Source organism: Lentzea sp. NPDC102401, from assembly GCF_044765805.1.
Lineage (GTDB): Bacteria > Actinomycetota > Actinomycetes > Mycobacteriales > Pseudonocardiaceae > Lentzea > Lentzea sokolovensis.
The window spans coordinates 33407-46110 of sequence record NZ_JBIWKS010000022.1; the positions used below are offsets into that span (position 1 = coordinate 33407).

At 68.5% G+C, this 12704-nt stretch carries 1 protein-coding gene (cut by a window edge); it reads left to right on the forward strand.

Going from position 1 to position 12704, the window contains the following annotated elements; genetic code table 11:
• Positions 1–12704: the 5' end (the start) of a UvrD-helicase domain-containing protein gene (locus tag ACIRG5_RS45500; protein WP_402917187.1), read on the forward strand. The gene runs 15067 nt beyond the window's last position; 12704 of the gene's 27771 nt are visible here — the first part of the coding sequence; its start codon is at positions 1–3; its stop codon lies off the right edge, out of view.

The following is a 12704-nucleotide window of genomic DNA, read 5'->3' on the forward strand; positions in this document are numbered from 1 at the left end:
GTGCACCTGCGCGGCACAGCCGATGGCATCGGTACCGCCAGCGGTGATGGTCGCCTGGATTGGGGGCCCGGCACCGGACGGACACCCACCGCTGCGGAACGGGCCGTTCTCGCACGCTGGTCGGGTTGGGGCTCGTTCGGCCAACTGTTCGACAAGCCTGAGTTCGCCGCACAGCGTGAGGAACTCGCCAGCCTGCTGACCGAGACGCAGTACGCGGCCGCGAGACTGTCCGCGACCAATGCTCACTACACCGACGCCTCCCTGGCTGCCACCATCTGGAAAGGCCTGGAGCAACTCGGGTTCGCCGGCGGCGAGGTCCTCGAACCCGGCTGCGGCTCGGGGCACTTCATCGGCCTGGCACCAGACTCCGCGCGCGTGACCGGTGTGGAACGCGAGCCGGTCAGCGCCGACATCGCGGCCGCGCTCTACCCACACGCGACAGTTCTGCGCGCGTCGTTCGCCAAGATTGACGCTGCGGAGAGCGCGTTCGACGCGGTGATCGGAAATGTGCCCTTCGACCGGGTCAAGCTCAACGACGACAAGCACAATCCCGGCCGACAGCACTCCATCCACAATCACTTCATCATCAAGTCACTGCGGCTGACCCGGCCCGGTGGCATGGTCGCCGTGCTGACCTCCCGGTTCACAATGGACGCCCGCAACCCGGCCGCCCGCCGCGAAATGGCGCAGCTTGCCGACCTGGTGGGCGCCGTGCGGCTTCCCACCGGGGCGCACGATCGCGTAGCCGGCACCGACGCCGTCACCGATCTGCTGATCCTGCGCCGCCGCGAGGACGACGCCCCCGCGTTGGTCGACCCCGCCACCTGGGAGTATGTGCAGTCGACCGCGATCGGCAGCCAGGACGCGCTCGCCGAGGTCGAGATCAACCAGTATTTCCTCGACCACCCCGACCATGTCCTCGGCACGTTCGCGCTCGGCCACGGCATGCACAACGCCGACACCTTGGCAGTGCGCGGAGACATCGAGCACTTGGGCCGCGACTTCACGGCGGCGGTCCGGCGCATCACCGACCAGGCCGCCGAACGCGGCCTGACCATGACCGCGCGGACCGCGACGACACCACGTCCAGCAGCAACTGTCGCCGTCATCGACCCCAACGCCGCGCGCTTCCAGGGGTCACTGACCGCGCATCCGGACGGCACGTTCACCCGTAGGGTCGGCGCCGAGGATGTCTCGTACGAGCCACCCGCCACACAGGTGGAGGAGTTGCGGGCTCTGCTGGCGGTGCGCGATGTCGCCATGGCGCTCATCCGCGCCGAGCAGGCAACGGTCGACGACACGCTGGACGTGCTGGAGCTGCGCAGCCAGCTCAACGTGACCTACGACCGCTACGTCGCCGAGTTCGGGCCGATCAACAGGTTCACCGAACGCCGCCAGACGCGAGCAGCCTGGCACGTGTTCGGAGAGTGGTGTGATCGCAACGATCGCGCGAAGCTGCCCGCCTCGGCCGACACGGTCCTCACATACCTCTCCGAGCTCCGGGTCAGCGGCCTCGGCCAGGACCGCCTGCAGCGGCACCTCGACGGCATCACCAAGGCTCACCAGAACGCATTCGACCGCGCGGTGGAGAAAGGTGCACGGCTGCTGGCGGCCGAATCGGAGGGCGTGCCACCCAAACGAGTCAGCGAGGATACGCTCGCCGCTGCCCGCCAGCGCTCGTGGCAAGATCTGCTCAACATCGCCGAAGTCGACGATCCCCGCCTGCCTGCGTCCACCATCGCGGCCGGCCGGGAAGTGATCGAGGGAGCGCCGGAGGTCACCGATCCAGGGCTGGACCTCGACGCTCTGGGCTTGCGCTCTACGCAAATCGTCCGTCCGCCGCAGGGCGGATTCCGCGACGACCCCTTCGCCAACGTCGCGCGCGCGCTGGAGAAGTTCGACCCCACCACCCAGAGCGCCCGCAAGGCCGACATCTTCACCAAACGTGTGATCAACCCGCCGCGTACCCGGCTGGGCGCGGACACACCGGAAGAGGCATTGTCGATCTGCCTGGACACCCACTCACGGATCGACCTGGACGAGATCGCCCGGCTGCTGGGTCTGCACAGCGCCGAGGAAGCGCGCGCCGCGCTCGGGCAGCTGGTCTTCGACGATCCCGACACCGACGAACCGGTGTGGGCGCCGTTCTACCTCGGCGGGAACGTGCGACAGAAACTGGCCCGCGCCGAGCTCGCCGCAGCGGAGGACTCCCGGTTCGAGGTCAACGTCGCCGCTCTCCGGCCCGTCATCCCGCCCGACCTCGGCCCGAAGGACATCGAGGTCCGGCTCGGTTCCTGGATCGGCCCGGAGTACGTCCAGGAGTTCCTCAAGCAGTTGCTCGACGACCCCAACGTGCTCGTCGAGACCGCTGCCGGCATGTGGCTCGTGTCCACGAAGAACGACAAACAGACCAAGGCAACAGTGCTCAAGGCCAACGAGGTCTGGGGTGGCGGCGGCCTGGACGCCTACGAACTCACCGAGCGGCTCCTCATCGGCGCGCCGATCCGCATCACCACGACCATCACCGACTTCGACGGCAATGAGCGCGAGATCCTGGACCCCACTGCCACCGAAGAAGCCATGGACAAGGCGGCGGAGATCTCCGATCGCTTCGCCGACTGGGTTTGGGAGGACTCCGCTCGCGCGCAGCGAGTCATGCGTATCTACAACGACACCTTCAACGCCGAGATCCCAGTCGACTTCTCACGGATCGAGCTGGCCCTTCCCGGCCTGTCCCAGGCCTTGCCGCCGCGCCAGCACCAGAAGATCGCCGTCGCCCGCATCATCTACCAGGGCGGCACAGGACTGGTTCATGAAGTCGGTGCGGGCAAGACCTTGGAAATGATCATCGGGGTCATGGAACGGCGGCGGCGCGGGCTGGCCAACACACCGGTCGTTGTCGTACCTAACGACTCCATCGCCGAGCAGTTCGAGCGCGAGTGGTTGCAGGCCTACCCGGCGGCGCGCCTGCTGACCGGTGGCAGCGCCGAACTGGCCGACGACAAGAAGAAGGGGCGTAACGGACGCGCCGAGTTCGTTGCGCGCGTGGCGACAGACCGCTGGGACGCGGTGATCATGACGAAGGAATCCTTCCAGAGGATTCCGCTGCCCCCGGACATCCAGGAGCAGTTCCTCGGCGCCGAACTGGCCGACGTGCGGGCGGAGAAGGAGGCACGCGAGGGCGAGCTGAGCCGGTCGATGACCAAACGCATCGAGAGCACGATGGAGTCCCTTGAGCAACGGTTGCAGAAGCGGCTCGCCGAGATCGAGCGTGACACCGCCGGCATGACCTTCGTCGACGCGGGCTTCGACTTCGTCGTGGTCGACGAAGCACAGAACTACAAGAACGGCCTGGTCCTGTCCGCGATTCCCGATCTGGTGATCGAGGGCAGCAACCGCGCCATCGACCTGGACATGAAGCTGGGTTACCTGCAGGAGCAGTACGGCACCGCGCGCGTGGTGCTCGCCACCGCCACCCCGTGGACCGGCAAGTACTCCGAGGTGTACCTGTGGCAACGGCGGCTGGGGCACGTAATGCCCCGGTTCGACACCTGGGCGCGGACCTACGTCATTCCCCAGCCGTACCTGGAGATGACTCCCGGCGGCACACTGCGGCCGAAAATCCGCACGCGAAGCCCGATCAACGAAACGGATCTCTGGCGGTCCCTGCGCTTGACCTCCGACGTCAAGATGAAGCAGGACCTCAACTTGCCCACGCCGGCGCTGCGCGGCGGCCGCGACGAGATCATCGAGGTTCCCGCCTCGGTGCAGAAGCGTGTCCTCACGCTCGACCTGGCGCGCCGAGAACGCCAGTTGCGCGGCAAACCCGAGAAGGGCGCGGACAACCACCTGGTCATCGCCCACGACGGTCAGCTGGCCGCGACCGACCTGCGCACCGTCGGCATCACCACGTCCGAACCGCAAAAGGTCGATGTCGTCGCCGAGGACATCTTCATGGAGTGGTCAGCAGCCAAGGACAACGTCTACCTGCGCGATGACGGATCAGAACACCCTGTGCGCGGTGGCCTGATCCTGGTTTTCTGTGACGAGTCCACTCCCAGCCCGCACTGGAACTTTTACACCGAGCTGCGCCAGCTGCTCGTCATGCACGGCATGGCCGAGAAGTCCATCCGCTTCATTCACGAGGCGAGCAGCCCGCAGCGCAAGGCGGATCTGCTCGCCGCCGCCCGCGAGGGCGCGGTGTCGGTCTTGGTCGGCTCCACGATGAAGATGGGCGCCGGGATCAACGTGCAGACCCGGGGGATCGGCGGCTACGTGATCACTGGGTCTTGGCGGCCCGATATCCCCGCGCAGGCTCGTGGCCGTATCGAACGCCAGGGCAACCAGAATCCAACCTACTTCTGGAAACCCGTCGTTCTTGCGCCGAGCATGGACGCCAAGAAGTGGGAGATCACCGCCCAGAAGCACCAGATGTTCGCGCCGCTGTACTCCTCTACTCCGCCGGAGCGGACCCGCGAGATCAAGACCGAGGAGGCCGACAGCCTCGCCGACACCATGGCCGCGGCCACTGGCGACCGCCGCTACAAGGAGAAGGCCGAACTCGACGTCGAGCTCAAGACCTTGACTCGCCAGCGATCCAGTCACGGCCGCACCCAGCAGGCGCTGCGTTTGTCCATTGCGCACAGCGAGGCCCTCATCCCGAGGCTGGAACAGCAGGCACAACAGCAAGACGCTCTCGCCGCGACGTTGATCAACACGGACGGCGAGAACTTCTCGATGCGGGTCGGCAAAACCACCTACGCCAAGCGCACGGAGGCTGCAAACGCGATTCGCGCGCAGCTGACCGCCGCGATGGCCGCTGCACCGCGCCGCACCCAAGGTTTCCCCACCACCCTGGGCATGATCGGCGGGCTCGAGGTAACCGCGACCTACTACACGCTCGACGTCGACGAGTACGGCATCTTTATCAGGTTCCCCGCCGCTGGAAACAGCGCCGAGGGGTTCTACCTCGACGTCTCGAATCTGCCTGGTGGTCTGGGGCCGGTAACCCGGCTGGAGAACAAACTCAAGGAAATCTCCGGCGCCGGGGACCGCACCCGCGCCGAGATCGCTGAGGAGAAGGAGAGCATCGAGCAGGCTCGCGCTGCCCTGGGGAAGCCGTTCGGCAGTGAGCGGCGACTCAGCGAGGTCAGTGCACGCCGAGCTGCGCTGATAGCGGAGCTCAGCCACGACGAGGAGGACCACAGGCACGACCCCAACGAGGACCCGAACTCACCCGCGGCGATCGCCCGCCGCGAACGAGCCGAAGCGTGGATGCGGCAACGCAGCGAACTAACCTCCCGCGCGCGTGAGACCGCGGTACTGGCCGGGTTGCCCGACAAGGTCGCCGAGGTCTACGGGAGCTGGTACGCCGAGATCACCTCACCAGTCCTCGCCGAACAACGCCCACCCGCTGACGCCGCCCTCGATGTGTGGCTCAGCATCGGCCGCCCAGCGGCGGACGGACGAACCCGGCTGTCCCCCATGGGCGCCACCACACCCACGCGAGCCAAGACCGCGCCACCAGCCGACACCACCGAACTCGCCTCCACGGCAGAGCCACAACGCATCGACGTTGCGCCAACCGACCGTGCGCTGTCCGAGCAGGCGTCCGCGGCCCAGCACGAGCATCCTCTGCCGCCCGCGCCGGTGGCTGGAACCCGCCTGCGACCGCCAAGCCGTCCTTCCGACCGCCAGCCACCTGAGGATTTCGAGCAGGAACGCGGCTCACAGTCCGATGCAGAGGTGGCAGCGCGGCGTGAGGACCTACTTCAGGAGCTGGCCAGTGCCGGCTACACCTATCGCTACAACAGCGAGGTCCCGTGGGCCTACCTCGACCTCGAGCGACGCGAGGTTGTTACTGGCCCCGATGAGACCCCTGAAGCCGAACTAGATCAGATCGCAGGGCAGGTCGAGGTCTTGCGTACACGGCTCAATCAAGCCCGCGCCGAGTCCGTAGTCCGCGACATCCTGGCAAACCATGACGGACGCGAATCCCGACTGGACTTCATTCGCCGGATCGTGGAGGCGGGTGTGCGGGGACCGTCGGCAAAGTTCGCCGGCGAGAGGTTGTCCGATGCTGCCGCGTGGGCGGGCGTCGCGGCCTCGTATGCCGCCGAACCAGCGGCAGGAGTGCTCGCTCCCAATCAGCAGCCAGTAACCACCGACGCCGACCTCGACGCCTGGACCGGCTATGACCGCGCCCCGATAACGTTCGGCTACCTCAACATCAGACTGCACGCCTCTCCGGCGGGACGAACCGCCCAGGTGACGCCCGCCTCGGAACCCGCCGCGTCGGTGTGGATCCGGCTGCCTGGCTCGGCAGGCGAGCAGGGCTCGACCGTTCTCCACACGATCACCACTGCGATCGAGTCCGCGCACGAGACCACAGACCAGCTCTGGACGCAGGTGGTGCGCGAACTGGCGCGCAGCATGCGACTGCCGCCGCTCGTGGTCGAAGCCACTGAGTTGCCTGGTTCAAACGAGCCGCTTGACCAGACCGAGGACGTTTCTTCCCGCGACGTCGCGGCTACGGCGACGGAGTCCTCTCCGCACGCAGTGGCAGTCACACCGGACTCCGATAGCAGCGGCGAGGCGAACCAGGCCTCCGCGCTCGCCGTGGCGGAGCCCTCGGTCGCACGACGCGGGCAGGACGTTCTCGACACCCTCGGCGTCGACGAGGACAGTGATCCGTCCTGGGCCAGGATGTCGGTGCTGCTCGCCGAGCTCGCGGCGAACGGCTACGTCCACACCTTCGGCGCCGGCGCCGGAGGCAGCCGGGTGGATCACCGCAACCGCACCGTGGCCACCGCGCGCCATTCGCGACTCGAGGATGAGGTCCTCGAACTCGCCTCACAGGTGGGCGAGGTGCGCGAGCACCGCCACTACCTGGCTGCCGCTCAGCTGGTCGACTCCCTGCTCGGCGAGCTTGACTTCGCCGATCCGCAGGCTCGGCCGGCGCAGATCGCCGCTTTGGCGGCGACCGGTCTGCGCGGGCGCACCCTGTCGTGGACGCGGGATCGTCTGGCCGAGGTTGCCGCGCTGACGCGCCTGTCGGCGCACGCGGCCTCTATCGACGCCACTCCCTGGTACACGCCGGGCGGCATGGAGATCACCCACGATGAGGCGGTTTCCCGTTGGGTGGGAGTCGGTAGCGGTCCGTGGAAGTGGGCGGGCCTTGAGATCACGATGGTCCAGCACAGCGATGGGCTTCGGGCGCGGATCTCGGCCGCGGAGGAACCGCGGTTGGGCTACGGGGTGCGGTTGCCGGAGTCGCGAAGCCGCGACAGCAACTCGATCCGCGCCACGATCGTGGACACCGTGGAGGGCGCGGGCGCCTCCGCGCAGCTGTGGCGTCACGCCGTCATCGGGCAGGTCGCCCGCGCGGGCAGTGCCCTGCCCGGCGGGACTGCGCCTGATGCGGCCATGGGCACTCGGCTGTGGGAGGTGCTTCTCACTGCGCACGAGTGGAGTCGTGACGATCGGCCTGAGATGTCGGCCGGTTCGCGGTCCTCGCAGTGGTATCGGGGGGAGCAGCGGCTCACGCTCGTCGCGTCCTCCCAGGGCATGATCGACTTTCTGGTAGTTGACAGCGAGGAACGGCCGCCGACGCCACAGGCGCTGGTGAGCGCTGTGCGCGGTCATTGGGTTGAAGAGCGAGAACTACCCGAGCGGCTGGTCACCCCATCACGCGACACGGACGTCGTGGTGCCTCGGGAGAACGACGATCAGGCCTATCGCGCGAGCTGGACGCGAGCACAGGCTCGCCGCACGCGTGCGAGCCACGTGCGCACCGAGCGACGCGAGTTCGAGCGCAGCCAGCGGGAGATCATCGCCAGCGAGGAGATCGCGGAGGCCGCGCCGCTCACGTTCGAGCAGCCACCGAAGTCCTACCGCGCCGCCGAGGGCTGCCTGTTCATCACCTCTCCTGACACCTCGAAGTGGAGTCTGCTCGCCAACGGCTGGACTGTGCTGGAGGGCAGTGACTTCCGCCGCGCCGACCGCCGCCAGCCGCCGAAGGTCAGTCGGGAAGCAGTGGCCGAGCTCGCACAGGAGCTGGCCGACCTGCGGGGCGGCAACGGCACACTGATTCCCTTCACCGCCGAGGGCAACGCTTGGGTGGCAGGCTGGCGGGACGGCGCCGGGCGCCGCTTCGATGACGTGCGCGCCGAGATCGCCAGCGCGTGGGCGGAACGACACGGAATCGTTCATGTGCCCCGCCGCGGCTTGGCGGCGGCACCTGGCCCAGTCGGTGGCGCGGTCGATGTCGAGGGCTTCCACCTTCGCCGCGACATCACCGAAGTCGCGCCTGGCGACGAGGTCCGCCTCGACAACCACGTCGCTGTCGCGGCCAGCGTGGGCAAGGCCTGGCTGCAGGGCAAGCGCCGGCGCGCGCAGGGCATGAACCGCGGGCACACGCCGATGACCGAGGCCTACCGCATCGAGTTCACCGACGGCGGGGTTCACCAGTTCGACTTCGCCGGCAATCCCGGGGTGGACGTCCGCTTCCTCGGGGCGGCCGATCACGAGCGCGCCGGGCTCGATCCGGGCATGGGGCGGAGGCTGTCCGCTCCGACCTCGCATGGAACGTGGGGTGCGGACCGGGAGATCGTGCAGCCCGCTGATGACGAGCGGCACGTCCCTGCGGGCACAGTCGTGTTGTTCACTGCGCCCGCCGCCGAAGGCTTCGATGGGCGCCCGCGCGTGGGCCGCGTCACCGGTGACGCGATGGTGCGGCCCAACGACCCGACGCATCGGGCCCCAGCGCAGGTCGTGCGATTCGACGACGGCACGTTCGACGTGTTCTTCCTGGACGGCAACGACCCGAATCTCACTCTCGACCCCGACGAGGAACTCGTCCGGGCAGCACGCGCTGTGTGGAACCTGCCCGCACCCTCGGCGGCGGAGCCGATCCCCATGGCACACGAGGCGTCGGTCGAGATCCCGGCGGCGGCACCTGGCGAGAACGACGCCGGTCCCGCTCCCGCTGCGGACGCGGCGGACCCGGCACAGCAGGCCCCGGCGCACCCGGACCACCCGGCACTCATGGCGGCCACTCCAGCCCCTCCGGCGCGAGCCACGCAGACCGGGCACGGTGGGCGGCTGCTTCAAATCGTGTCGCGTCCGGCAAGCCCTGGACCGATCGCGATGTCGCCGTTCTCCACGAAAAAGGCCGCGGTCGCACACCTGCAGACGCTGGGTATCGGCAAGCCGACGGTCAGCTCGTTCTCCAAGTCCCGTGCGGAGGCGTCACCGTCCGGGGCCTTGTGGGCCTGGCGGGCGAAGCTCCACAACGGGCCTACACGGTGGTTCGTGGTCCACGTTGCCTCCGGCATGCAGGTCGGCACCCTGGTGCGCAGCGTCGACCACGCCCCGCACCAGATCGACGAGGTCAGCACCCGCGAGTCCAACCACGACCGCACTCCGGCGAGCTTCACCCTGCCGGACGAGGCCATCCCCGGCTACCTTGAGGCGCTGGAGTGCCTGACCGACATCACCGGCCGCCAGATCGACTGGACCCAGAGCGCCGGCGACGTGCGGCGCGCGGTGCGCCAGTGGACCGACCTCAACGACGACGGGTCCATGCCTGCCGCTGGCCTCGGCCGCAACACCGGCGTCACGGCGCTGCACTCGGCCGCGATCATGCACCTCGCGGCCGCCTTCCCCACGGTCACCGCCACCGACGAGTTCGCGCACGCGGTGGACCGGTTGGCGCAACGCACACCCGACACGATCGGCGGCCGGTTGTCGGAGCCCTCATGGCGTGAACTGCAGACGCTGACCCGACTTGTGCAGATTGTCCAGCCGCTCAACGTGCCATACGAACGTGCCAGCGCCTTGCAGGCGGCCGATGAGGAGTCGATGCGCCTCCTGCGCGTCGCCATCGCGCTCGGATTCGGCGGGGATCCCCACAAGGCCGTCGGCCTCCTGCGGGAGCGCGCGGACGTGGTCGCGGACGATGACCGCTTTCACCCGAGGCAGCCGAGGGCGTGGGTCCTGCGCCGCGCGGCGAACGTGATCGCGGAGCTGCACTCGCCGCAACCGTCCGAGATCGAACGGCTCTCACGTGCGCAGGCCGGTGACCACGTCGCCTGGACGAGTTTGTCCGCCGACGGCGAGCAAGAGCTCGCCGTGTGGCGGGTCTCCGCCATCACACCGGATCGCAAGTGGACCGACATTTCCGTGGACCGCGTCAACGACAACGGCCAGGCCGAGGATCCTGGCCGAGCCGTGTTGCGCGTGCCGACCACCTGGCACGACGACCGGATGAGTCGTTTCGTCGAGGTGTCCTATCCAGACTTCGAGCCCAGCCCAACGACCCGAACACGCCTGAACTGGATCGCAGCGACCGACGGCTGGGCGGTGTTCGAGAACGCCACCGACCTCCCGCAATCGGCGGAAGACCTCAGTCAGCGCTCGTTGCGAGCAGCACTCGCCTTCGCCCCCGTCACCGAACCGCATCACACCAGCGAAGTGCACGGTGACAGCACCCTGGATGAGCCACAGGCCGCTGAAGCCGGCGGCGATGTGCCCGCGGACGGCCTCTCACCGGAACCAGGTACCGAGACCGGCGCTGCCGAGGATCGACCGATCCCCCTCACCATGTCGGCTGAGCGTGCCACGGCGCTGGAAGAACTCGCAGCGACGAGCGAACGCGCGCTGGCAGGCGAACCGCACGCGGATCGCTTCGTCGTCGACGGCGTGATGTCCCACATCCTGCACGTGCAGGAAGCCGACCGGGCACTTGTCGGATACGCACGGGCGGCACGTGACGGCACAGCGCCCCCACGGCTGGGCCTCGGGCAGGGACCGGATGTCGTTCGGTGGCGCGGCCTGCGGTTGCGTTTCAGCGACTCCGTGGTCGAGCTGTGTTCGCCCGTCGGCACGGTGCTCGACACCCTCAGCATCGACCCGGCGTGGCTCACCCAGCCAGCGTCGCCCACGCTGAGGGAGAGGCTAACGGAACGGGCGGACTCGGCAGGTGCCCGCGCACGACAAGCCCGATCGGAGCACGCCGCTGCCGGGGCCAGGACTGATGGCCCTATCGACAGTGGTGACCAGATGGCGGCGAGTGATCCGGCGCCGTCGGTGGTCGTGGAGCACACTCGCAGTTCTCTGCCAAATCGGCTTCATGCCTGGGGCCAGGACAACGGGCACAACATCGAGGTGAGCAGCGAGCAGGTCGGACGCGACTCGCGCCTGGTCTACAAGGTCGATGGCGTCGCGTTGACGAGCGCGCAACTGCTGGAGTTCATGAACTCGGGCGAGCTGACCTGGCCGCCACCGGCCAGCGCCACGACGGCCGGTGCCGGGAGGACCGGTTCTGTGGGAGCCGGTGACGGGCCCAGGGTGACTGTCCACTACTCCCGTGAGTTCGGCGCGTTGGTGTACGGCGGTGGAGGCAGCCAGGCCGCCGAGGCGATCCGAGGGGAGCGTGCCGGGTGGCAGCCACGCACCGTCGACACTCCGGTCGGCATGACGCTGGCGTGGACGCTGCCACGCTCGACGGGAACCCCGTCTGCCGCGACGATCCGCGACGACCCCGAGGACCGGATCGTCTACCGCGTTCAGGGCGTCGTTGCGGCGCTGCGGCTCGCGGGTATCGCGGTCGACCTCGACCTGCGCGACCTTTCCGCCACAGACAACAGCGATGTGGAGCTGACGCGTCGCCTGGCCGGCGCACCTGGCTCCGTCACCGAGCAGGACGACGTCGCGCAAGACGTGCTGGCCCGGCGAGGTCAGCGCGAAGACGCCCTGGAGGAGCTGCGCCGCACGCTGCTCATCGAACTGGAGCAGGCCAGCTACGCGTGGAGGCCTGCGACGCAGTCCGAGGACGTGGTGCGCCGGGACAGCACGCGCGACGTCTACACGAACAGGGACCTGCCGTTCTTCGAGTTGAAGGGCGTGCTGCAGGAGCAAGTGCGTGAGGTTCGTGCGCTGCGCGAGCGGCTCGCCGAACAGGAACAGGCACTGCTGGCTGCCGTATCGGGCGATGATCCCCGGGCCACCCAGGCCCGAGCGCTGTCCGCTCAGGCCGCGACGCTCGACCTGATCGCCGCGGCGTCCGCACCACACAGTCTGGTCGCGGACGCGCGATTCGGCCTCGCGCCGGAGCCTGAGCCGCGGTGGGCAGACCCCGACACGATCGGAGAGCTGCTCGCCTACCTTGCTCGTTGCGCCCGCGACGGCTTCCAGCCAGAACTCGGCGGAAACGTGGAACTGACCTGGGGATCGGTCGGGATCGACTTCGTCAGCAGCCACGGGCACGTCCTCGCGGAGCTGTCGGTCGCTGGGCACCCTGAGGTCGAACGCATCGTTCTGGACGAGACCTGGCTGGGTTCCGCCGAGGGCGGCAACCAGATCCGCACGACGCTCGTGCACGCCTGCGCTGATGCCGGGCGCAGAGCGGACGTGTTGCGGCACAGAGTGATCGCTCTGATCGACGAGTACAGGGCCGCGACCAGCGGTCCGGGCGAAGCCGTCCAGGTGACGGGTGAGCAGTTGTTCGCGGTGTCGGATCTCGACCGTGAGCCGCTGAAACTGCTCGCCGACGCGCCCCTGGGCGAGCGAGTACTGCGCGGGCACCGGGCCGACTTGATGACGATGACCGGCCCCGAGCTTGAGCAGCGCTGGAGGTTGCTGCTGGCCGAGGCACACGCACTGGACACCCAGGTGGTCCGCACAGGCACTTATGGCGGCTCGCA